Annotated in this window: 22 protein-coding genes; 16 read left to right on the top strand and 6 right to left on the bottom strand. The window is 43.8% G+C overall.

What is annotated here, in order from left to right; all coding sequences use genetic code 11:
• Positions 1–31 precede the first annotated feature (31 nt).
• Together CS060_RS01895 and CS060_RS01890 are read right to left on the bottom strand one after the other, a co-directional pair.
• Positions 32–334 (bottom strand): AzlD domain-containing protein, encoded by a 303-nt coding sequence (locus tag CS060_RS01895; RefSeq protein WP_035049681.1) that lies wholly within the window; start codon positions 332–334, stop codon positions 32–34.
• Positions 324–1,013 (bottom strand): AzlC family ABC transporter permease, encoded by a 690-nt coding sequence (locus tag CS060_RS01890; protein WP_035049679.1) that lies wholly within the window; start codon positions 1,011–1,013, stop codon positions 324–326. Before CS060_RS01890 ends, CS060_RS01895 begins: the two co-directional genes overlap by 11 nt.
• Before the next feature lie 127 nt (positions 1,014–1,140).
• Between CS060_RS01890 and CS060_RS14020 the strand changes: the two genes are divergently transcribed.
• The gene (locus tag CS060_RS14020; RefSeq protein WP_180271036.1) at positions 1,141–1,314 is read left to right on the top strand and encodes a hypothetical protein; all 174 of its coding nucleotides are present in this window, start codon (positions 1,141–1,143) and stop codon (positions 1,312–1,314) included.
• Positions 1,314–2,072 carry a serine/threonine protein kinase gene (locus CS060_RS01885; RefSeq protein WP_035049677.1) on the top strand — a complete coding sequence of 253 codons (759 nt, stop codon included), beginning with the start codon at positions 1,314–1,316 and terminating at the stop codon, positions 2,070–2,072. Before CS060_RS14020 ends, CS060_RS01885 begins: the two co-directional genes overlap by 1 nt.
• A 14-nt stretch (positions 2,073–2,086) precedes the next feature.
• Here the strand turns inward: CS060_RS01885 and CS060_RS01880 are convergent, their stop codons facing one another.
• Entirely contained in the window at positions 2,087–2,419 is a 333-nt protein-coding gene (locus CS060_RS01880) for a helix-turn-helix domain-containing protein (RefSeq protein ID WP_035049675.1), read from the bottom strand.
• 183 nt (positions 2,420–2,602) lie between these two features.
• On the opposite strand from CS060_RS01880, the gene CS060_RS01875 reads away from it, so the two are divergent.
• The 7 genes from CS060_RS01875 (at position 2,603) to CS060_RS01845 (ending at position 11,835) form a co-directional block, all read left to right on the top strand.
• Complete coding sequence (locus tag CS060_RS01875; protein WP_035049674.1) at positions 2,603–3,613, top strand: asparaginase; 1,011 nt, start codon at positions 2,603–2,605, stop codon at positions 3,611–3,613.
• Complete coding sequence (aspA, locus tag CS060_RS01870; protein ID WP_099668625.1) at positions 3,614–5,023, top strand: aspartate ammonia-lyase; 1,410 nt, start codon at positions 3,614–3,616, stop codon at positions 5,021–5,023.
• A 38-nt stretch (positions 5,024–5,061) separates the two neighbouring features.
• Entirely contained in the window at positions 5,062–6,477 is a 1,416-nt protein-coding gene (locus tag CS060_RS01865) for an NAD-dependent malic enzyme (RefSeq protein ID WP_035049672.1), read from the top strand.
• A 265-nt stretch (positions 6,478–6,742) separates the two neighbouring features.
• Entirely contained in the window at positions 6,743–8,320 is a 1,578-nt protein-coding gene (locus tag CS060_RS01860) for a sensor histidine kinase (RefSeq protein WP_257211101.1), read from the top strand.
• A gap of 100 nt (positions 8,321–8,420) precedes the next feature.
• Positions 8,421–9,260 carry an RpnC/YadD family protein gene (locus tag CS060_RS01855; RefSeq protein WP_035049670.1) on the top strand — a complete coding sequence of 280 codons (840 nt, stop codon included), beginning with the start codon at positions 8,421–8,423 and terminating at the stop codon, positions 9,258–9,260.
• Positions 9,261–9,655: 395 nt separating this feature from the next.
• A complete protein-coding gene (locus tag CS060_RS01850) occupies positions 9,656–10,738 on the top strand; it encodes an N-acetyltransferase DgcN family protein (RefSeq protein WP_231563696.1) in 1,083 nt (360 codons plus the stop codon).
• Positions 10,735–11,835, top strand: coding sequence for an alanine/ornithine racemase family PLP-dependent enzyme (locus tag CS060_RS01845; RefSeq protein ID WP_035049667.1), 1,101 nt, complete (start codon positions 10,735–10,737; stop codon positions 11,833–11,835). The genes CS060_RS01850 and CS060_RS01845 overlap by 4 nt, the downstream gene beginning before the upstream one ends.
• A 431-nt stretch (positions 11,836–12,266) precedes the next feature.
• Here CS060_RS01845 and CS060_RS01840 read toward each other — a convergent pair whose 3' ends face one another.
• Together CS060_RS01840 and CS060_RS01835 are read right to left on the bottom strand one after the other, a co-directional pair.
• Complete coding sequence (locus CS060_RS01840) at positions 12,267–13,172, bottom strand: Rpn family recombination-promoting nuclease/putative transposase (protein WP_035049665.1); 906 nt, start codon at positions 13,170–13,172, stop codon at positions 12,267–12,269.
• Between the two features lie 312 nt (positions 13,173–13,484).
• Entirely contained in the window at positions 13,485–14,120 is a 636-nt protein-coding gene (locus CS060_RS01835; RefSeq protein WP_035049663.1) for an FMN-dependent NADH-azoreductase, read from the bottom strand.
• Between the two features lie 340 nt (positions 14,121–14,460).
• On the opposite strand from CS060_RS01835, the gene CS060_RS01830 reads away from it, so the two are divergent.
• From CS060_RS01830 to CS060_RS01805, 7 genes are all read left to right on the top strand, one after another.
• Complete coding sequence (locus tag CS060_RS01830; protein ID WP_257211100.1) at positions 14,461–15,003, top strand: MFS transporter; 543 nt, start codon at positions 14,461–14,463, stop codon at positions 15,001–15,003.
• A gap of 341 nt (positions 15,004–15,344) precedes the next feature.
• Positions 15,345–15,932: a glycosyltransferase family protein gene (locus CS060_RS14400; RefSeq protein ID WP_306559364.1), complete on the top strand. Its 588-nt coding sequence runs from the start codon at positions 15,345–15,347 to the stop codon at positions 15,930–15,932.
• Positions 15,895–16,407, top strand: a complete 513-nt coding sequence (locus tag CS060_RS14395; RefSeq protein WP_306559363.1) for a glycosyltransferase family 4 protein — start codon at positions 15,895–15,897, stop codon at positions 16,405–16,407. The genes CS060_RS14400 and CS060_RS14395 overlap by 38 nt, the downstream gene beginning before the upstream one ends.
• A complete protein-coding gene (locus CS060_RS01820) occupies positions 16,404–17,144 on the top strand; it encodes a HipA family kinase (RefSeq protein WP_052025628.1) in 741 nt (246 codons plus the stop codon). Before CS060_RS14395 ends, CS060_RS01820 begins: the two co-directional genes overlap by 4 nt.
• A 125-nt stretch (positions 17,145–17,269) precedes the next feature.
• Positions 17,270–17,941 carry an N-acetylmuramoyl-L-alanine amidase gene (locus CS060_RS01815; protein WP_035049703.1) on the top strand — a complete coding sequence of 224 codons (672 nt, stop codon included), beginning with the start codon at positions 17,270–17,272 and terminating at the stop codon, positions 17,939–17,941.
• Between the two features lie 26 nt (positions 17,942–17,967).
• Positions 17,968–19,674 carry a DUF6044 family protein gene (locus CS060_RS01810; RefSeq protein WP_099668624.1) on the top strand — a complete coding sequence of 569 codons (1,707 nt, stop codon included), beginning with the start codon at positions 17,968–17,970 and terminating at the stop codon, positions 19,672–19,674.
• Positions 19,671–20,669 (top strand): glycosyltransferase family 2 protein, encoded by a 999-nt coding sequence (locus CS060_RS01805; protein ID WP_035049658.1) that lies wholly within the window; start codon positions 19,671–19,673, stop codon positions 20,667–20,669. The genes CS060_RS01810 and CS060_RS01805 overlap by 4 nt, the downstream gene beginning before the upstream one ends.
• A gap of 8 nt (positions 20,670–20,677) precedes the next feature.
• On the opposite strand, the gene CS060_RS01800 is transcribed toward CS060_RS01805, so the two are convergent.
• Complete coding sequence (locus tag CS060_RS01800; RefSeq protein ID WP_180271042.1) at positions 20,678–21,844, bottom strand: MFS transporter; 1,167 nt, start codon at positions 21,842–21,844, stop codon at positions 20,678–20,680.
• Between the last annotated feature and the right edge of the window lie 128 nt (positions 21,845–21,972).

The raw sequence follows: 21,972 nt of genomic DNA, 5'->3' as shown, positions 1-21,972 counted from the left end.
GTAGGGTGTCCGATCATGTTGGACACCCTTGTTATATGAACGTATATACGGTTAACACAAGTACAGAGACGAAAACGACGATCATGACATTCGCACCGAGCCAAGAGGCAAAAACAGCACTAACAAAGCCAAGGATGCCAAACCATAGGTCGTCTTGGATGAGAAACATCCCAGGAATAATTAAAGCACCAAGCGTCGCGTACGGGACGTTGCGCAATACACCGCGCCAAAACGGCGGCAAGTGGATGCGATGAAAAACGGTCAATGGAAGCATGCGCGGAATGTATGTGACGATGCCCATGCCGAGAATGATGAAAAGAATGTCACTGCGCATATGTTGTCTCCTTTCCTTTTTCTACAATCCATTGGATAAACATGGATGACATAATCGTTGCGATGACGATCGCCCAGCCTTTTGGAACGTGAAGCCATAATAAAAGCATGCAGTTGATGGCGCCCGAACAAACCGCAAGCCAAAGCGCTTTTCGCTCTGTTTTGACGGCGGGAACTAACAGCCCGACAAACATCGCATAAAGGGCAACAGATAAGCTTAGTTGTACGTTTTCTGGCAAATACGCGCCAACGACATGGCCGATGGCAGAGTTGACGACCCAACTGCTGTACGAAATGAAAATAAGTCCGAACATATACGAAGCAGAGACTGTTCCTTCTTTCATCGCCGCGACAGAAAACGTTTCATCTGTAATGCCAAACGCATATAGTGCCTTTTTCCAAAGAGCATCGCGTTCCGCCTTTTCATTTAGGGATGCGGACATTAAAAAATGACGAATGTTTAAAATAAACGTCGTTACAATGATTTCAAACGTCCCGGTACCAAGCGAAATCAAATTGAGCGAAATGTATTGTGCTGCCCCCGCAAATACAATCATGCTCATAAGCGTTGTTTCTACGATGGAAAGACCTGTTGACTTCGCTAACAAACCGAACGTAAGGGCAACAGGTGCGTATCCGATTGCAATGGCGACTCCCGATTTTACACCATGATGAAACATATGTATCCCTCCTTCTTTTTGTATTTTCATAAAATTTTTTCTATTTCGCAAGGCATATATGTTAAATGTGAAACTTTTTTTTCTATTTTTCGTATATTCATGTATTCAAGAGGAAGGGATGATAACCATGCTGAAAAAATTGCTCGAACTACTTTTACACAAAAGCATGCATAAACATCGTTACAGCAGCAGCGATCGTTATACGTACCGTCCGCATCGCCATCCGTCGCAATACGGCTATAAGCATTATAAAAGAAAACATCATAGCCATAGCATATTCTCAAGCTTTTTTAGCAGCTAATGATTCATTTGTTTCAAAAGCCGTATCGGGAAGGTGCAGTCGTGAATGGACGGTATGTCATTGAAAGACAAATCGGGGAAGGAAGTTACGGGGTAGCATACGTGGCGCGCGATGAAGAAACGAAGGAACTTGTCGTTTTAAAACAGATGAAGCGGACGAAAAGAAAGAAGCGGCGTGCATCGTTTGAACGAGAGGCGCTTATTTTAAAAAAGCTCGATCATCCGCAAATCCCGAAGTTGTACGACTCGTTTGACGTGCAAGGCACGTTGCATCTTGTCATGGAATACATTGAAGGGGATACGATTGAGACACTTATTTTTGATAAAAACAAAACGTACGATGAAAAAGAAGCGTTTTCACTATTAGCGGATGTGTTGCGTGTCGTGCAATACATTCACGCACACGGCATTGTGCATCGCGATTTGCGCATTCCGAATATCGTTTTTCGCGATGGGATTGTATATGTCCTCGATTTCGGGCTTGCGCGCTTTTTATCCGAAAAAAATGAACGGCTGTTCACACTTGAACAGCGGCTAAGGCGAAACATTGATGTAAAAAGCGACATATACGCTCTTGGCCATTTTTTATTGTTTTTATTATATTCTGCTTATGAGCCGACAGCGGACGAAGAAAAAAGCTGGGAAGACGAACTGTTGCTATCGGAGAAAGCGCGTCATGTGTTGCGACGTATGTTGCAGATTGATCGGCCGTATGCATCAGTTGAGTCATTGGCGCGCGATGTTGCAATGATTCAGTAGGCGTTTTGTGACGCCTATTTTTTATGTTTCTCAAGTTCACGTTTCGTACGAATGAATGCAATAAGTTGAATGATTTCGTCTTCCGTTAACGGTTCGCCGTCTACTGTCATATGAAACGCCGCATTCGTTAGCTCAATGGTCGGTTGTTCATCATTTGTGACACCAAGCAAATAATCCGTTGTTGTGCCAAATAACGTGGCAAGCTCTTTGACCGCTTCCAGCGACGGCTGGCGGTAACCAGATTCATAACCAGCATATGTACTTTTTGCGATATTGAGTTGGTCGGCAATATATTGCAATGACCATTGCCTCTTTTTCCGTAACTCCGATAATCGTTTTGAAATCATCGTATTCTCTCCCTTACTATGCGTCGTTCGCAAAACGAATAAAAATACTTGTTATTTTCTATTTTCCTAAATATAATTGAATTAAAGGTACGCGAATCGCGAACAATTTTATTTATAGTTTACACTACATGACACAAAGAATACAATAGATGACTTAAAATCGCCATATTTGAGGTGACGAGCATGAAAAACATTTTGTTGCTTGCGACAGGCGGCACGATTGCTTCTGTGCCGAGTGAAGAAGGATTGACGCCGAAGCTGTCGGCAGAAGAATTGACGAGCTACATTACGATCGACAATCAGCCGTATCGGTTACATAGCGAAATTTTAATGAACATCGACAGCACGAATATGCAGCCAGAACATTGGCGTGATATTGCAACGGCGATTTATACACATTACGACAAATACGATGGGTTCGTCGTTACACATGGGACAGATACGATGGCGTATACGGCGGCCGCTTTATCATATATGCTTCAAAACAGCCATAAACCGATTGTGCTAACTGGCTCACAAGTACCGATTGGGTTTCCGAAGACGGATGCGAAAAAAAATGTACGCGATGCGCTTCGGTTTGCTTGTGAAGACGTCGGAGGGGTGTTTGTCGTCTTCGATGGGCGTGTCATTTTAGGAACGCGGGCAGTCAAAATGCGGACGAAAAGTTACGACGCGTTTGAAAGCATTAACCACCCGTACGTCGCCTACATTCATGGGGAAACGATTCATTATCAATATGAGCTACAAAAGCCGAGCGGAAAGCTGCAATTTGACCCGTCGCTTTGTCCGGATGTGTTTTTGTTAAAGCTTCATCCGGGGACAAAACCAGAAATATTCGATTACATTCGCCACTTATATCGCGGCGTCATTATCGAAAGCTTCGGAAGTGGTGGCGTGCCGTTTCAAGGGCGCAATTTATTGCCGAAAATAAAAGAACTGATCGACGATGGCATGGCAGTCGTCATTACGACGCAATGTTTAGAAGAAGGCGAAGATTTAACGCTATACGAAGTTGGTCGGAAAGTGGCACAAAACACCGTTATTTTATCCGGTGATATGAATACGGAAGCGATCGTACCGAAATTGATGTGGGCGTTAGGAAAAACGACCAATTTAATGGAAATTAAAAACATCATGGAAACGCCAATCGCAAATGATATGACAAAAAAACATGAAGAAGGTTGGGATGCGTAAATGATGCGAACGAAAGAAGTGCGACTTGAACGAGATTTGCTTGGCGAAAAAGAAATTCCGTATGAGGCGTATTACGGCATTCAAACGATGCGCGCCGCAGAAAACTTCCCGATTACTGGTTACCGTTTGCATCGTGAGCTCATCGAAGCGATGGCGATCGTAAAAAAAGCGGCTGCGCTTGCGAATATGGAGACGGGGCAACTTGATCGACGCATCGGTGAAGCGATCGTGAAAGCGGCAGATGAAATTATCGCAGGACAATGGCACGATCAATTTATCGTCGATCCGATTCAAGGTGGCGCAGGCACGTCAATCAATATGAACACGAACGAAGTGATCGCGAATCGCGCACTCGAATGGTTAGGAGAGCGAAAAGGAAGTTACCATATCATTAGCCCGAATACGCATGTGAACATGTCGCAATCGACAAACGACGCCTTTCCGACAGCGATTCATATTGCAGTGTTAAAGATGATGAACAAATTGCTTCAGACGATGAAACATATGCATGATACGTTTGCCAATAAAGCGAAGCAGTTTGATCACGTCATAAAAATGGGACGGACGCATTTACAAGATGCCGTTCCGATTCGGCTCGGACAAGAATTTGAAGCGTATCGCCGCGTTGTGAAACGGGATATCGAACGCATTGCCCAGTCGCGCCAACATTTGTATGAAGTCAATATCGGCGCAACGGCTGTAGGTACGGGATTAAATGCCGATCCGATATATATTGAGCGCGTTATTTTTCATCTCGTTCGTTTGACCGACTTGCCGCTCGTGCATGCGGAGCATCTCGTTGATGCGACACAAAACACGGATGCCTATACGGAAGTGTCGGCCGCTTTAAAAATATGTATGATCAACATGTCAAAAATCGCAAACGACCTTCGTCTCATGGCTTCTGGTCCGCGCGCAGGGCTTGGGGAAATTACGTTACCTGCTCGTCAACCCGGTTCGTCCATTATGCCGGGGAAAGTGAATCCGGTCATGGCGGAAGTGGTGAATCAAGTGGCATTTCAAGTGATCGGCAACGATCAGACGATTTGTTTAGCGTCAGAAGCAGGGCAGCTAGAGCTAAACGTCATGGAGCCTGTGCTTGTGTTTAACTTGCTTCAGTCGCTTCATATGATGGACAACGTCTTTCGTGTGTTTACAGATTATTGTTTAGCTAGTATTGAAGCGAACGAAGAGCGAATGAAGCAACACGTCGAAAATAGCATCGGCATCATCACAGCTGTCAATCCGTACATCGGTTACGAAGCGGCATCGCGCATCGCAAAAGAAGCGCTTCATACAGGAAAATCGGTGCGCGAGCTATGCTTGGAGTACGATTTGTTGAATGAACAGCAATTACATGATATTTTAGACCCGTATGCCATGACAAGTCCAGGCATTGCAGGGAAATAACATGAAGCGACAGAGACAAAGAAAAGGAAGGGTACAACATGTCAAGCGGAGCAAACATGCACATTACGATTCGACTACAATTTGCGAAAAACGTCGTCGCTTTTAGCGACATTGCCACAGCGATTGGACAAGCGGGTGGAGATATTGTCGGCATTGACGTCATTTCTTCAAGTAAAACGCATACAGTGCGCGATATTACGGTGAGCGTTCTTGACTCGAAGCATGCGGACGTTGTCGTTGATACGTTGCGAAAAACAACAGGCGTGAAAGTTATTCACGTGTCCGACCGCACATTTTTAATGCACATTGGCGGAAAAATTGAAGTGAAATCAAAAATTCCGATTAAAACGCGTGACGATTTAGCGCGCGTGTACACGCCGGGGGTGGCGCGCATATGCACGGCGATTGCGGAAGATCCGTCGAAGGCGTATTCATTGACGATTAAACGAAATACAGTCGCAGTCATTTCAGACGGAACGGCGGTATTAGGGCTTGGCGACATTGGACCGTATGCGGCGATGCCGGTCATGGAAGGAAAGGCGATGTTATTTAAACAGCTTGCGGGCGTCGATGCGTTTCCGATTTGTTTAGATACGAAAGATACAGAAGAAATTGTGCAAATCGTCAAAGCGATTGCCCCAGCGTTTGGTGGCATTAATTTAGAAGATATCGCTGCCCCACGTTGTTTTGAAATTGAGGAGCGGTTAAAACAAGAGCTCGACATTCCTGTCTTCCACGATGATCAACATGGAACAGCGGTCGTCTTACTTGCAGGTTTGTTAAATGCATTAAAAATTGTAGATAAAAAGATTGAAGATATTAAAGTTGTTTTAACAGGCATCGGTGCTGCAGGAATCGCCTGCACGAAAATGTTGCTTGCCGCCGGCGTAAAAAACATTATCGGCGTTGATCGTCAAGGGGCGATTCATCGCGGGGTGCAATACGACAATCCGTATTGGAACGAATATGCGCAACTGACAAATCCAGAAAATATAAGCGGTTCACTTTCGGATGTCATCGCTGGTGCGGACGTATTTATCGGTGTATCTGCCCCTGGCATTTTAAAAGTAGAAGATGTGAAAAAAATGGCGAAAGATCCAATTGTTTTTGCGATGGCAAACCCGATCCCAGAAATTGATCCAGAGCTTGCGGAACCGTACGTTCGCGTCATGGCGACCGGACGTTCCGACTATCCGAACCAAATTAATAACGTTCTTTGCTTCCCAGGCATTTTCCGCGGCGCGCTTGATTGCCGCGCCATCGAAATTAACGAAGAAATGAAGCTCGCCGCAGCCGAAGCGATCGCCTCTGTCGTCACCGACGAAGAATTAAGCGAAACGTACATTATCCCAAGCGTCTTTAACAACAAAGTGGCTGAACGCGTGCGCGAAGCCGTCATGAAAGCTGCATATAAAACCGGTGTCGCCCGAAAAGACGATATGATGTTTCGATAAAAACATGGCGTGATTGCGCCATGTTTTTTCGTTTCAAGTTTAAGGCATAAGCTTCCGTTGCTTCTTCGTTGTGTTTGAAATAGAATGATAGAGTGAAATTCTAGAACGGATTTGAAAAGAGGTTTTATCATTGTGTGCAACGTGGAGGAAACGACTTATATCATTATATACCTCGATCGTTTGTTTCAGTGGACTGATTATCTTTTTTTATTCTTTTTCCTTTGATCAAGAGCAAATCTTATTTTCGTTATTGTTGGCGATCGGAGTGGTTCTTCTTAATTATTATGACATTAAACTTCCGCCAAATGGAAATGGGACGTCGTTTGATTCTTCGCTACATTTGGCAGTGCTCGTTGTATTTGGAATGAAATACGTTTTATTCAGTTTGTTATTAAGTACGGTATTTATTTTTATTTTTCAATATAAAAAAATGGTTTGGTGGAAGCATATATTTAATTTTTCTATGTATGTTCTTATGATTTGTAGCGCTTATTATACGTTTCTTTTTTTCGATGGGGAGATTAGAGCGATTGATTTTGCGCATTCTCCTGCGTATATCGCTTCTTTTGTCGTATATTACACAGTCAATGCGCTCATCATGGCTTTTTATTTCTTCCTTAACTCATCGCAGCGAATGTACGTCATAGTGACGAGTATTGTGAAAGAAACGATTTTTGAATATATGATTATACTAGGTGGAGCAGTTATTTTGGCGCTTTCTCTTCCTTTTTATCCTATGTTTGGATTAGCTATGTTTACTGCCATTCTTGTCGTTTTGTCGATCATTTTTAGAAAGTACTCATATTTATATGAAGAAGTATTGAAAGATAAAGTATTTATTGAACAATTACTAAACGCTTTACCGAGCGGAATTATTATGAATGATAAGTTGAAAGGGAATTATTTTATTAATGAATCAGCGGTGACGTTGCTTTCCTTGGGGAAAAAAGATATAGAACATATGCTGAATGAAAGGCAAAAACCGAAAGAAAACAAGGCGTTTTGGGAGCTTTTTTTAACGAGTTCCCCTGTAACAAACAAGAAGATCGTTTACAAAACATTAGAAACGAAAACTTTTTTGATGTCTAAAGTACAGTTGAAAAATAGGTATGATGAGCACATTGGGGAAATTACTTATTTCCTCGACATCACCGAAATGGAACAACTAACGAAGCGAATACATCAATCGGAAAAGTTGGCGTTAATGGGGGAAATGGCGGCGAAGGCAGCGCATGAAATTCGCAATCCGCTTGCGGTTATTCATGGCTTTTTAGCGTTTATGAACGAAAATTTAGCGGAAAACGAGCGTAAACAATACCATATTCCGCTTTTATTAAAAGAAATTGACCGCATTAATGCGATTGTTGAAGATATGCTTCTTATTGCAAAGCCGAGCGCACCGATGTTAAAAGAGACGTACATGGAAACGATTGTTCAAGATCTTCTTTTTTTGCTCCAACACATATGTGAAACAAAAAAAATCGCTGTTCACGTTCGTCTGGATCGGGTTCCGTTATGGATCGATCCGAAACAAATGATGCAAGTGTTATACAATTTGCTTCATAACAGCATCGAAGCTATCGAAGAAAACGGCACGATTTGCATATATTCTGATGTCAATGAGGGGACGTACAATATGTATATTTACGACTCCGGTCGCGGAATTTCAAAAGAGATGGAAAAGGCGCTTTTTGAACCGTTTATGACGACGAAATCATCGGGCACAGGCTTAGGGTTAACGATTGTGAAACGAATTATTGAAAACCATGGCGGAACGATTGCGCTTCATGACAGTTCGGAGAAAGGAACGACGTTTGTCATCAGCTTGCCAATTGGGCGATAAAAAAGCCAGCGTGCTAGACGTTGGCTTTTTTATATAGCTATGCAGGGAAATGGCTGATGTTGTCGAATAAAAACGTCAAAAAAGTATGCGAGGTGAATGTATGTCCGTTGATCACGATCGTCTGTTTAAAGAGTTAATTCAAACGTTTTTTGAGGAGTTTATCATTCTCTTTTTCCCAACGATGCATGAGCATATCGACTTTCAACACGTATCGTTTTTGTCGGAGGAGCTGTTTACCGATGTAACGGCAGGGGAGAAGTATCGCGTTGATTTGTTAGTCGAAACGAAATTGAAAGGGGAGGATAGCCTAATTATTGTCCATATCGAAAACCAAAGCTACGTCCAACCATCGTTTCCCGAACGGATGTTTATTTATTTTAGCCGCTTGTTTGAAAAATACCGTAAACACATCGTACCGATTGCCGTCTTTAGCTACGATACGATCCGCGACGAACCATCGACATTTACCCTCCAATTTCCGTTTGGTCATGTGCTTAATTTTCACTTTTTCACTGTGGAACTTCGTAAACAAAACTGGCGAAACTATATTCGTAACGATAACCCAATCGCCGCTGCACTGCTCAGTAAAATGGGTTATACTGAAAGTGAACGGGTAGAATTGAAAAAGCAATTTTTACGCATGCTTGTCCGAATGGAATTAGACGAAGCGAAACAACGGTTATTGTTTGGCTTTTTTGAAACATATGTGAAACTATCAGATGAAGAAGAACGAAGACTGAGAAGTGAGGTGAATGAAATGGAGACGAAAGAAAAAGAACAAGTGTTGGGGCTCATGATTTCGTATGAACGACAAGGCATGAGACAAGGCATGAAGCATCTTATACAAACGATGGTGAAAAAAGGGATGAGTGTCAAAGATATTGCGAACGTCACAGATCTTACGGAAGAAGAAGTGAAACAGCTATTGGAAAAAGAATAAGTTGTTTGCTCATTATCGTCGATCTCCCGTTTTATGAACACTCCGGGAGATTGACGACAATTATCAAGGAAATGAACCGAATTTTCGGATGTGTGATGATGGTGTATAGCTTTTCCGTGTGTTGATACATTGGCACTTTTTATGGTTGTATTGTGCAAAGGATGGAATGTATCGTTCGCTCGGACTTATTCGATTTGTATCATGCCTATGAGGAATAAACACGTCAGCGTGCTAGACGTTGGCTTTTTTCGTATAGGTTTGATAGGTACTATTTTACTTTTTCTTCAAAATTCGTTATAATAAAAAATAGAGGACATCTTTCTTTCCGATTGTGGTAAAGCGAGATGTTTTTTTCATGGAGACATTGATTTCACAACGAAATGGAGGGATTTCTTGTGAAGAAATACGCCATTGTATATTGTGAAAATCAATTTGGTTCCATGGATGGAAAAACAGCGAATGGGCTTGTGCGCGATTCGGGGTTGTATGAGATCGTGGCAGTCATTGATTCAACAAAAGCTGGTCAAGATGCCGGCGAGGTGCTTGATCAAAAGAAAAACGGCATTCCGATTTGTAAAAATCTTCAAGATGCAATGGCCTCCGCAAAAGAAAAACCGAACTACTTCATCTTAGGAATTGCTCCAGCGAACGCTTTTCTCAAAAAAGAAGAACGACAAGTGATCATCGAAGCGATGGAAGCAGGCATGCATATCATTAACCCACTTCAAGAGTTCTTAACAGAAGACGAAGAAATGATGGCGATGGCGAAACGCTACGGGGTAACGATTCGCGACGTTCGCAAACCGCGTCCGAAAAAAGAATGGACGTTGTTTACGGGACGTATTTTGCAAGTGAAAGCGCCCATTGTGGCGGTGCTTGGGACAGATGGCGCATGCGGGAAACGAACGACGGCGATGATCGTCGCAAAAGAAATGCAAAAGCGCGGTTATAAAACGGCATTCGTTGCGACAGGACAAACGGGCTTAATTCAAGGCGCTTCGTACGGATTTGCGATGGATGCGTTTCCGCTTCAATATATGATCGGTGAACTCGAGCGAGAAATTGTGCGCGCGTACGAAACAGAAAAACCCGACATCATTATTGTGGAGGGACAAGGGGCGCTGAGCCATCCAGCTTACGTCAGCTCGGCTGGCATTTTAAAAGGGGCGCGGCCGCAAGCCGTTATTTTACAACACCCACCGAAGCGAAAAGTGCTTGGCGACTTCCCGTTTGTTGAGATGCCGACAGTGGAAAGTGAAATTGCGTTAATTGAACATTTCGGAAAAACAAAAGTTGTTGCGATCACGTTAAATCATGAAGGCATGACAGATGATGAACTAAAACAAACGATGGACGAATACGAACGAAAATTCCGTATGCCTGTGACCGATGTATTAAAATATGGAGCCGACAAAGTCGTTAATCGTCTCATCGATTATTTCCCATCTTTACAAAAACATGAGGTGGCCGTATCATGACGCCGAGGGTCGAAATTGACTTGCGGAAAATTCGCCATAATGCTGTGACGTTGAAAAAATGGTGCGAAGAAAAAGGCATTCAAATGACCGCTGTCGTCAAAGGGGTGAACGGAGATGTGGAAATTGCCCGCACCCTTGTCGATAGCGGTTTGACAAGTTTAGCAGATACGAAAGTGGAGAGAATCGCAAAATTAAAATTAGCGCATATTCCAGCCACATATATGCTTATTCGCACCCCTGCGTTAAGCGAAGTAAGTCAAGTCGTTCAACATGTCGATGTGAGCGTTCAATCGGAAATCGACGTCGTGCGTGCCATTTCGGCAGAAGCGGTGAAGCAAAATAAAACGCATGCGATCATCATCATGGTTGAAATGGGGGATTTGCGCGAAGGCGTCATGCCTGAAGATGTGCCAGCGTTTATTGAACAAATTTTGCGGTTGCCAAACATTCAACTAGCAGGCATCGGAGCGAATTTCGCCTGCTTCGGTGGCATCATTCCAACAGAGCAAAAAATGCGTGAACTTTCGTCGCTTGCGAAACGTATTCAAAAAGAGTATGCGTTATTTTTACCGTACGTATCTGGCGGCAATTCCGCGAACTATTATTGGCTAAAACAAACGACAGACGTCGGTTGCATTAACCATTTACGATTAGGTGAAGCGATTTTTTTAGGGCGCGAAACGATTCGTGGCGCTGCGATCCCTAACTTATATCAAGATGCATTTTGTTTAGTGACCGAAGTCATTGAAGTGAAGATGAAACCGTCTGTTCCGTACGGTGTACAAAGCCGCAATGCATTTGGCGAAACGCCGACGTTTCAAGAACGGGGTATGATGAAACGCGCCATCGTCGGCATCGGCCGCCAAGATGTGCACGTGAGCGGATTGACGCCACTTTCTCCTGTCGACATCATCGGATCGAGCAGCGACCATATTATTGTTGATGCCACACGTACCGACATTCGCGTCGGCGACCATATTCGCTTTGCGGTCGATTATGGAGCGATGATTTCGCTCATGACGTCTCCGTACGTTCAAAAAACGTATGTACAAACAGATGAAAAAAACGGTCGTTTCCCGACAAAAACATCGGCGTAAAAAGCTAGCGTGTTCGGCGCTGGCTTTTTATATTTTCAACATCTCGATTGTTGTTGCATTTCTTTTTTGGTCATGTCGAAAATGTTTGCAAAGTCCGTTACACTTATGTCTTTTTCGCACATTTTTCAGATCGTTTCTTTGATTTTTTCTTTCAACCCTTTTTTCCAACTGCCGTGAATGTTTGGGAGTTCAGCTCGATCTTTGATTTGTGTACCTATGAGGAATTGAAACTATCCACATCCTTTAATAGTGCCATCATTAAGAATGTTTGTATCGCGCCTATTATGCGAAATAAAAAAGTCAGCGCTAAGTGCGCCGACTTTTTTGTTTATAGATCCGTTTTTCAAGTATACGACCGTGGCGAAAGAAAAAAGCGTCGAAAGTATGAGGCAATAGCACAAGCCCTTGCTTATTCGCAAGGGCATTTAAGACTATTCGCTCAACCGTTCTTGCACATCTTCTTCCGTCATATCGAGTATATGTGCAATCTCTGCCACGCTCATCCCTTTTTCGCTCATTTTTCGGATCGTTTCTTTGATTCCTTCTTCTCGTCCTTTTTTCAATCCTTCTTTCAATCCTTCTTCCCGACTGCTGCGAATGTTTGAAAGTTGGTCAAGCAGCCATTTGAGCCGCATTTCGTATGCGTAGCGGTTTTCTGGGTCAACGCTTAAACTTTGCCATTCTTCTAACGCTTCTAAAATGTCTTGTTCTGTCATCGCGATTCCCTCCAATTCGCGAAACATGTCTTCATCTATTCGTTTTGTTCGGCTATCGACCGCCGATAACATCGTCAGCCATGGCCATTCAGGCGATTGCTTCACTTCTCTCCGATATTTCTTCCATTTTACCATAAATTGTGACAAATCGAGTACATGAAATTCAAGGTGCTCGCTCCAAAGAAATTGTTCTTCATCTTCACGGATGTGAAAGACGGTATGGAAGCGGTCGGTTTCATGTGGGAAAAGTGGGTAATTTAAGATGGCGATCATGATGGTCGGAGGAAGGGTGTCGTACCGTTCTCCTTTTGATAACGAAGAGGAAAACAACCGCGCCCAGTAATACAACAGCCGTTCGGGCATGCCGTATTGCGAGATGATTTGAATTTCGACATGAATGCGTTCACCACGATTCGTGCGAACAATGACGTCCAACCGCCCTGTTTTTCCGTCTTCTGTTTCTTTCGTCAGTTCGGTGTTTTCAAACTGCACATCAACGATGCGGTCATCGCCTGTCCGATGCAAAAGCGCGTTTAAAAACGCCATCGTAATGGACTTGCGGCTCGGGTGACCGAACAGCTGTTTAAACATAAAATCCATTTTTAAATCAAGATACTGCATACACTTCATCCTTTCATAATAGAATACACATCTATTACACTCGGGAAATACGGGAAATGCAAAAAGGGAAAATTGAATGTTGAGGCACATTTTTTGTGAAAATCGGGAAAAAAAACGGTAGGAAGAAAATTTTGTGGACTGAAAATTCAATTTTCAATGGGAAAGGCACATTTTTTTTCGATAGGTGACTGGAAACGTTTAGTGACGTAAAGTGACAGTAGTTTACAATAGGAATTTTTGTTATAGTTAAAGTTGTAAAAAGGACAACAAGAGATGGAGGCGCCTTGAAAATTCAAGACACCTCTATTTCACCTAAAACCGTTTTGCCGCTTCTTTCGCGCGTTCGATTGCTTGCTGTTTAATAGCTTCTGCTTCGTTTGGAAATGCGTTCATGCCTTCAACGGCAATCGTTTCGACGTCTGTGATGCCGATGAAAGAGAGGATCGCACGCAAATAGCGATCGCCAAATTCTATTTCTTTTGCTGGACCTTCGGAGTAAATGCCTCCGCGCGCTTGAATGTGAAGCGCTTTTTTCCCTTTCAATAACCCGACAGGACCTTCTTCCGTATATTTGAACGTTTTTCCTGCAAGACAAAGCGTATCAATATATGCTTTTAGTTTTGGAGGGAAGCTAAAGTTCCACATCGGTGTGACGAATACATATTTGTCAGCTTCCATAAATTGTTCGCACAACTCATTGATACGCGCCACTTTTTGTTGTTCATCTTTGCTTAATTGTTCGAACGCTTGTCCTTGTTGCAGTTTGCTCCAGCCGCTAAATACATCGGCGTCAATGTACGGAATGTCCGTATCATATACGTGTAGTTCAACGATTTCATCTTCTGGATGATGTTGTTTGTAAGTCTCTAAAAACGCACGCCCGACTGATAAACTAAATGATTGTTGTTCTTGTTTTGGATTCGCAGTAATGTATAACACTTTGGCCATGACGATTCCTCCTCGGTTATTTTAAGTGAAAAAATATATGTAGATATATTAAAGTATATTACTTACTTTTATAAAGTAAAAAACTTTTTTAAATAGATGACAACCATCGAAAAACAGAGTAGTTTTACATCGGCATTATCGTTGCGATCATTGGGACGATTTTATCAGTTATCGTCAAAGATACGAAACACTATGTTCAGCTACATCGACAACAAAAAAACGAACAATCAAAAGAGACGTTATCGCAAAAAGAAATATTTCAACAGGCGACATGGAAAAATAAAACATTATCTAGCTTTAGCTTAGCAGGACTTGCGACAAATTTGAAAGATGGTGTCGCATGGGGATTATTCCCTTTATATTTCACGTCGCTCCGCAGTCAACCATCACCGACAAGAAAGTGGGTATTGGATTATTCCCTTTATATTTCACGTCGCTCGGGCTATCCGTCTCACAAACGGGGATGATTGTTGCGGTTTACCCTGCTTCATGGGGGATATGTCAGCTTTTCACAGGTGCCATTAGCGATCGAGTCGACAGAAAAAAGATGATTGCATACGGTATGTGGTTGCAGGCGTTGGCGATGTGGTTTATGCTTATTGCTAATCATATCGCGCTATGGATCGTTGGAGCGGTGTTGTTAGGGCTTGGAACAGCGATCGTATATCCGACGTTGCAAGCGGCAATTAGCGATGTGACAGCGATATACTGGCGCGCTTCTGCGATGGGAGTATATCGATTTTGGCGCGATAGCGGCTATGCGATTGGGGCAATGATGGCAGGGGTTATTGCCGACTGGCTTGGATTCCGTTGGGCAATTGGATTGACAGCGATATTGCCGGTACTTGCTGGATGGCGGGTATATACAAAAACGAAAAACTAGGGAACACGCCCCTAGTTTTTCCCATATATATCCCCATTTTGTTTCACCATATTACGTTGATTTAACTCACGCAATGTGCTGCGTACTTACGCTGTTTTTTCAGCTAATTGTTCCGCAGTTGCAGGGGCATCCAGTGCTTGTAAAATTGCTTGCATAGTAGCTGTTACCATTTGATTATCGTTGACGCAACATCGTCAGTCACATTCTTATAAGCTTTTTTTCAGAAATACCCATCCTCTTCCCCATATGAGCAATAAGGGAAGACCGATGAAACGGTCATCAACTTTTCTCCATGCTTCACATAAAGTAATAAAAGAGCATGCGCGGAAGGGGGAGGAGCGGTGAACATTTTAGTCATTTGGCGGTTGTTGACGGTTGGTGGGGTGAATGCCGGATGGCGCAATCGGGCGCTATATTTAAAAAAGCGTGGCATTACGACCGATTTTTTATATACGAAAGATTTGGGCGGCATGCATATGATGGAAGATGTCGCAAACGTGTATGTAGCGAAAAAGAAGCGGGATGTTCATGACATTTTACGAAAAGGGTATGATGCGATCATTGTTGTTGATACGAGCCAAGCGTACGAGTGGTTGAACGACGTTGGCTATGCAGGTCCGATTATTGTCGAGGCGCGCACGCCGGAGTTGTTGAAGTTAAAGCGGAACTTGCAAGGGGTTGAGACGATTGCCCCGCGTCAGTTTATCGTTCCGTCTTATTACCAAAAACGACTTCTTTCCGTCCTCGTTAACGATCAAGCACCGATTACCGTCATTTATAACGGATTAGATGCGTCTTTTTTTCAGCCATCTGTATGCGATGATGTACCGAACAAAAAAAATTATTGCTTATGTCGGACGGTTAGATGGAAGAAAAAATTGGCGGGCGTTTTTGCGCATCGTCTCGCTATTACAAAAAGAGCGGGATGATATCGAGTGTTGGATGATCGGTGGGGCGCATAGCGTCGATAAACAAACGTTTGAAACGGAATGGAAAGAAAAAAAGCTCGATCCGTTCATCAAATGGTTTCCTGTCGTTCCGTATCAACAAATGCCTCACATATACGCCCGCATTCGTCAATCAGGGGGATGCTTACTAGCGACAACGAAAGTCGAATCGTTCGGCAATACGTTTATTGAAGCGATGGCGTGTGGCGTGCCGGTCGTTGCCCCGCGCGTATCTGCCATGCCGGAAGTGATCGCTCACGGAAAAACAGGATACTTATTTCGCGAACATCATACGCGCGGTGCCGTTCGAGCGATTGAAGCGATCATCGACGATCAGGAGCGATATGAAGAGATGAGCGAAGCCGGCAGGGCGCGCGTGCTAGCGCAATTTACGATTGAACGTTGTGCCGAAACGTATGTCGATTTACTACAACATATTGTAGGTGAACAAACATGAACTATGAAATGACGTTCGCAAGCCATAAACATAACTCCCATCTCGTCACGTTTCATGATGGGAAACGGTACGTCGTCAAATTTTATGACACGAAAAAGCCGAAAGCGCTCATTAACGAATGGCTCGCATACCAAATTGCGAAATATATGAACCTTCCGATTCCGCACGCCCGACTCGTTTCTTTACCCGACACGCTCGTACCGATTCCAGATGACACAACGATTGTGAAAACGAAAACGCAGTTTGCTAGCGCGTATATTGACGGGAAAAACGCCCATGAAACGACGCTTCATCGCATCGCCAACGCCGATCAGCTTGCGGGGGTGATCGTTTTTGATTATTGGTTGTACAATCGCGACCGAACGCGAAAAAACGTCATCATCGAACAAAATGGTGAGCATCAGACGTTATGGATCATTGACCATGCTGACATATGCGGTTCATTTGCGTGGACGGTTGAACAGTTAAAACAGCTGCCGCAAACGCTTATCGAAAGCGCTACGCATCGCATGATGGCGCCGTTTGTGACCGTTCAACAATTGGAAGAAGCGATCGCCGTTATGCAAACGATGCCGACACTTTTACTTGAAGAAATGACGAAACATATGCCTGACGATTGGCCGATGACGGAAGAAGAACGAAAGCAACTCGTTCATACGCTCGTGTATCGACGTGATCATGTCGTTCCGCATCTCATCCGCAAATGTTGTAAACAGCTTTGGCCTGAGCTAGCATAGCTTAGGCTTTTTCCATGTGCGAGCGAAAGAAAAATAGATAAATAGGGAAAGGCCGTATCCTTTGTCCGAGATCATGTATATGTTATTAGCAGAGAAAAAATTTGTTAGAAAGGTGTGAGGATATGATGGTGAAAATTGTTTTAGATGCAGGGCATGGAGGGCGTGATCCGGGGGCGGTCGGAAACGGACTTCGTGAAAAAGATGTAACGTTAACGATTGTGACGAAAATAGGGGAGATGTTGAAAGAGTATGAACATGTCGATGTGCACTATACGCGGACAGACGACCAGTTTATTGAACTATCGGAACGGGCACCGATGGCGAATCGGATCGGTGCGGACTTCTTTTTATCCGTTCATGTGAACGCAGGCGGTGGAACAGGATTTGAATCATATATATTCAATGGAAATGTGAGCAAAGAAACCGTTTCATATCAAAACATCATTCATGATGAAGTGATGAAAGCGATTGGAGATGTGCGCGATCGCGGAAAAAAACGTGCGAGCTACGCGGTGCTTCGTCAAACGAATATGCCAGCTTTATTGACGGAAAACTTATTTATCGACAACGCAGGTGATGCCGCAAAGCTGAAATCAGACGAATTTCTGTCGCAAATTGCCCGCGGTCATGTAGAAGGAATGGCGAAAGCGTTCGGGTTGCAAAAGAAACCGCCTGCTCCACCGAAAGATGATGGAAAGTTATACCGCGTGCAAGTCGGAGCATTTCGCGATAGAAAAAATGCGGAACGTCTCGTCGAAGAGTTAAGAAAAAAAGGATACGATGCGATCATTGTTTAACCTCTGCGATTTGCAGGGGATTTTTTATGCATATTTTTCATTTGTTGTTAAAAAATAATGGTGAATGGGGGGATGTTATGAGACTGTTCACATGTGGCATCATCATCGTTTGTCTACATGCGTTGCCATATTTTCTTCTTGGCGAAGATGGGCATATGCGCGTGCACGATAATTTAGATTCGAACATCGCTTGGTATCGTGTGCTCGCACGAAGCGGCGAGCTATTTGGTGCCATTGATGCCACCATTCCGCAAGTCATTAACGGATTGCCGCGCAACGCATACGGAACAGAGTTTAGCGGCATCGTTTGGCTTCATGCCCTTTTTCCGTCCGTCTATGCGTACGGGCTTAGCCAGCTTGTGACGCGCATATTTGCGTTTATCGGCATGTATTTGTTGTTGAAAACGCACGTATTAAAAGAAAAACAAGTACAATGGATTCGCGTCGGCGTAGCACTTACGTTTGCGTTAACGCCGTTTTGGCCGTCAGGGATGCTTAGCACGCTCGGCATGCCCCTTGCGTTATGGGCGCTCCTGAACATTCGTGCGGGCGATCGTTCGTGGAAAAATTATATCGTACTGACGCTTCTCCCACTTTATTCTAGCTTTGTGCTCGGCTTTTTCTTTTTTTTAAGCGGGATGTTTTTGTTTTGGATCGTTGATGCGTGGCGACGTCGTCCGAACGTGCCGCTATTGTTGGCACTCGTGTATATGACCGCCCTTTATTTAGCAATCGAATATCGGCTCGTCCATTCGTTTTTATTTGCGACAGAACCAACAAGCCGCGATGAATATTTCCATGCTCGTTTATCGTTATGGCGCTCGCTGCGATTGACATTAAAAAACTACATGTTCGGTCATACGCATGTGATGACGATTCATACGCTCATTATTTTGCCTGTGACGTTTATCGCCTTATATATCGTCTGGAAACAAAAATGGTGGCGAAACGAACGGCTATTTTGGCAACTGCATGTGCTGAATTTTGCGCTATCGCTTTGGTATGCGTTTTGGTTTTACAAAGGATGGCTTCCTGCGACAGAAGCGTTTCCGTTTTTAGATCGGTTTAATTTTGCGCGCTATCATTTTTTACGTCCGATGGTCATTTACGTGTTATTTGCTTTGTCGCTTCGCATCATTTGGCGCGCATGGGACAGGGGCATCGTTTCGTTTGCGCTCGTGGCTCAACTTATTGTAGCGATGTTGTTTCATGAACAAATCGTCTATCGGGATAAGCCGACGTTTCGTGCCTTTTATGCAGAAAAACAGTTTGACGATGTGAAACAATATATCGGAAAGCCAATACATACGTATCGCGTCGTCAGCATCGGCATGCATCCAGCCATTGCGCAATATAACGGTTTTTATACGTTAGATACGTACAACAATTTTTATCCGCTTTCGTACAAACATCAATTCCGCCAAATCATTGCGAGCGAGCTAAACAAAAATAAAAAGCTAAAGGAATATTTCGATGAATGGGGCGGGCGTTGTTACATCTTTGTCGCTGAGCTCGGGAAAAAGTATATGTTTACAAAACAATCAAGCAAACGCATTCGCCGTATGCAGCTCAATACGAACGTGTTATACGACATGGGTGGGCGATACGTCTTTTCCGCCGTGCCGATTGACAATGCGAAAAAAAACAAACTAAAGCTATTGGGAACGTTTGAACACGAGGAGTCCGCATGGACGATTTATTTATACGAAATAGAAAGGAGTGAAACGACATGACGATTTTAGCGATCGTTGTCCCTTGTTATAACGAGGAAGATATATTGCCAGAGACGATTGAACAGTTGCGGGCGTTGCGGCAACAGCTCATCGAGGAACAGCTCATTTCTGCGGAAAGTAAAATCGTATTTGTCGATGATGGAAGCCGTGATCGGACATGGTCGATCATTTATAGAGCATGTTTGCGACACGAAGAAATTAAAGGGATTAAACTGGCAGGAAATGCAGGGCATCAACATGCGCTACTTGCAGGAATGTTTGCAGCCAAACAAATGGCGCATTGCATTGTGACGCTCGATGCGGATTTACAAGATGATATATATGTCGTTCGTGAGTTTTTGCGTAAATTTCATGAAGGATATGACATCGTTTATGGAGTAAGAAAAAAGCGCGATGTCGATTCGTATATGAAGCGATGGACGGCTGAAACGTTTTATCGCCTCATGAATCGCATCGGGGTGAAACTCATTTACAACCATGCGGATTATCGTCTCATGAGTCGGCGCGCCGTCGAAGCGTTAGCACAATTTCGCGAAGTAAATATGTTTTTGCGCGGGGTCGTGCCGCTTCTTGGATTTCCATCTACAACCGTATATTACGACCGAAAAGAGCGAAAAGCTGGAGTGACGAAATATCCGTTCATGAAAATGATTCGCTTTGCGTTTGACGGATTGACGTCATTTAGCATGATGCCGATTCGTTTCGTTTCCGTTCTCGGCTTTTGTTCATTTTTTGTGAGCATCTTGTTTGCGATGTATGTGTTATTTTTAAAAATGACTGGTCATACACAAACAGGTTGGACGTCGCTTATGATGTCCATTTGGCTTGTCGGAGGATTGCAGCTCATTGCGATCGGGGTAGTTGGAGAGTATATCGGAAAAGTGTATCAAGAAACGAAACAACGTCCGCGCTATATTGTGGATGTCGATTTGTTAAATGGACCGATCATTGCGTCACGTGAACGAGAAACGTTTAGTGAAGAAGGAATTAGTTAAGGCTCCGATTAAGCGGAGCCTTTTTGCATCATTGTTCGTTGAAACGATTGAAACAGGGCGAATGAAACGAACGTAAGCACGATGCCTGTCATATACGGCAAACTCGGCTTTAATGTAAACAGCCATCCAGCAATGGCAGGTCCGCCAATGCGCCCGAGCGAATCGAACGACGATAACAGTCCTGTTGCGCTTCCTTGCCCATCGGTCGTCTGTTTCGTTAATAAGGCGGATACGCATGGGCGAATGACGCCGTTGCCGACCCCGAAAATGGTTAAATACAGGGCGGCCGTCCAAAAATGGTGGATGAATAAAATAAGGAAAAAGCCGAGCGCCGAAAGAAATAGTCCACCACGAATGACCGTTCCTTCACCGAACGACTGAATGAGTTTTCCAAGCAATCCTCCTTGGACGATCGCACCGGCAAGTCCCATAATCATAAAAATGTAGCCAAGCTCTGTCGATGAAAGTCCCGCACGTTTTGCGGCAAAATAAGCAAACGTTGCCTCAAGTCCTGCAAGCGAAAACGTGACGATAAACTGCAATACGTACAGACGCGATACGTCGCTTCGTAGTGCCGCCATAAGTGACGGTCGTTTCGTTTCTCCGTTCGATCGCTTTTCTTTCGGAAGCGATTCATGTAAGAAAAAGAAAACGAATATGGCAGTGATAAGCGCCAAACTGCCTGCGATCCAAAACGGAACGGTTAAGCTCGCCTTTGAAAACACGCCGCCGATCGCTGGTCCGAAAATAAAGCCAAGCCCAACAGCTGCACCGATAATGCCCATGCCTTTTCCACGATTTTCTTCTGTCGTCACATCGGCAACGTATGCCATTGCGGTCGGCATCGTTGCCGCCGATAAAAAGCCGCCGATGATACGTGCGGCAAATAACATCCAAAGTTTTGTCGCTAAGGCAAATAAGAAAAACGAAAGCGCCAAGCCGAAAATGCCGAGCAGTAAAAACGGTTTGCGTCCGTAACGATCGGACAATCGTCCCCACATCGGCGCAAATAAAAATTGCATAAACGAATATACAGCCATTAACCAACCAAGCTGTGTCGGAGTCGCGCCAATGTTTTCTGCGAAAAACGGAAGGACGGGAATAATAATGCCAAATCCAACCATGACGAAAAACATCACAACAAATAAAAGCGGCAAATAACGCCGATCGTTCATCATCACCATCTCCACTATGTAGTTTGCATCTTTATCATAATGGAAACGTGATCATTTTTCAAAGATGTCGCTGCATTGACAACGGAAAAAGTTTTCGCGAAACTGAAAAAAGGATGAACGATGTGGGA

The organism is Anoxybacillus flavithermus (assembly GCF_002742685.1).
GTDB lineage: Bacteria > Bacillota > Bacilli > Bacillales > Anoxybacillaceae > Anoxybacillus > Anoxybacillus flavithermus_E.
The sequence above is the reverse complement of the archived record's forward strand: the minus strand, read 5'-3'. Positions and strand labels throughout refer to the sequence as shown.

Excerpts from the sequence above, each read along its gene's own strand:
- CS060_RS14020 (WP_180271036.1), top strand. The coding sequence starts at position 1,141 with ATGCTGAAAAAATTGCTCGAACTACTTTTACACAAAAGCATGCATAAA.
- CS060_RS01890 (WP_035049679.1), bottom strand. The coding sequence starts at position 1,013 with ATGTTTCATCATGGTGTAAAATCGGGAGTCGCCATTGCAATCGGATAC.
- aspA (WP_099668625.1), top strand. The coding sequence starts at position 3,614 with ATGATGCGAACGAAAGAAGTGCGACTTGAACGAGATTTGCTTGGCGAA.
- CS060_RS01885 (WP_035049677.1), top strand. The coding sequence starts at position 1,314 with ATGATTCATTTGTTTCAAAAGCCGTATCGGGAAGGTGCAGTCGTGAAT.
- CS060_RS01840 (WP_035049665.1), bottom strand. The coding sequence starts at position 13,172 with ATGCAGTATCTTGATTTAAAAATGGATTTTATGTTTAAACAGCTGTTC.
- CS060_RS01810 (WP_099668624.1), top strand. The coding sequence starts at position 17,968 with ATGCATATTTTTCATTTGTTGTTAAAAAATAATGGTGAATGGGGGGAT.
- CS060_RS01880 (WP_035049675.1), bottom strand. The coding sequence starts at position 2,419 with ATGATTTCAAAACGATTATCGGAGTTACGGAAAAAGAGGCAATGGTCA.
- CS060_RS01845 (WP_035049667.1), top strand. The coding sequence starts at position 10,735 with ATGACGCCGAGGGTCGAAATTGACTTGCGGAAAATTCGCCATAATGCT.
- CS060_RS01805 (WP_035049658.1), top strand. The coding sequence starts at position 19,671 with ATGACGATTTTAGCGATCGTTGTCCCTTGTTATAACGAGGAAGATATA.
- CS060_RS01815 (WP_035049703.1), top strand. The coding sequence starts at position 17,270 with ATGGTGAAAATTGTTTTAGATGCAGGGCATGGAGGGCGTGATCCGGGG.
- CS060_RS01895 (WP_035049681.1), bottom strand. The coding sequence starts at position 334 with ATGCGCAGTGACATTCTTTTCATCATTCTCGGCATGGGCATCGTCACA.
- CS060_RS01835 (WP_035049663.1), bottom strand. The coding sequence starts at position 14,120 with ATGGCCAAAGTGTTATACATTACTGCGAATCCAAAACAAGAACAACAA.
- CS060_RS01865 (WP_035049672.1), top strand. The coding sequence starts at position 5,062 with ATGTCAAGCGGAGCAAACATGCACATTACGATTCGACTACAATTTGCG.
- CS060_RS01830 (WP_257211100.1), top strand. The coding sequence starts at position 14,461 with ATGGGGATTATTCCCTTTATATTTCACGTCGCTCCGCAGTCAACCATC.
- CS060_RS01820 (WP_052025628.1), top strand. The coding sequence starts at position 16,404 with ATGAACTATGAAATGACGTTCGCAAGCCATAAACATAACTCCCATCTC.
- CS060_RS01855 (WP_035049670.1), top strand. The coding sequence starts at position 8,421 with ATGTCCGTTGATCACGATCGTCTGTTTAAAGAGTTAATTCAAACGTTT.
- CS060_RS01875 (WP_035049674.1), top strand. The coding sequence starts at position 2,603 with ATGAAAAACATTTTGTTGCTTGCGACAGGCGGCACGATTGCTTCTGTG.
- CS060_RS01800 (WP_180271042.1), bottom strand. The coding sequence starts at position 21,844 with ATGAACGATCGGCGTTATTTGCCGCTTTTATTTGTTGTGATGTTTTTC.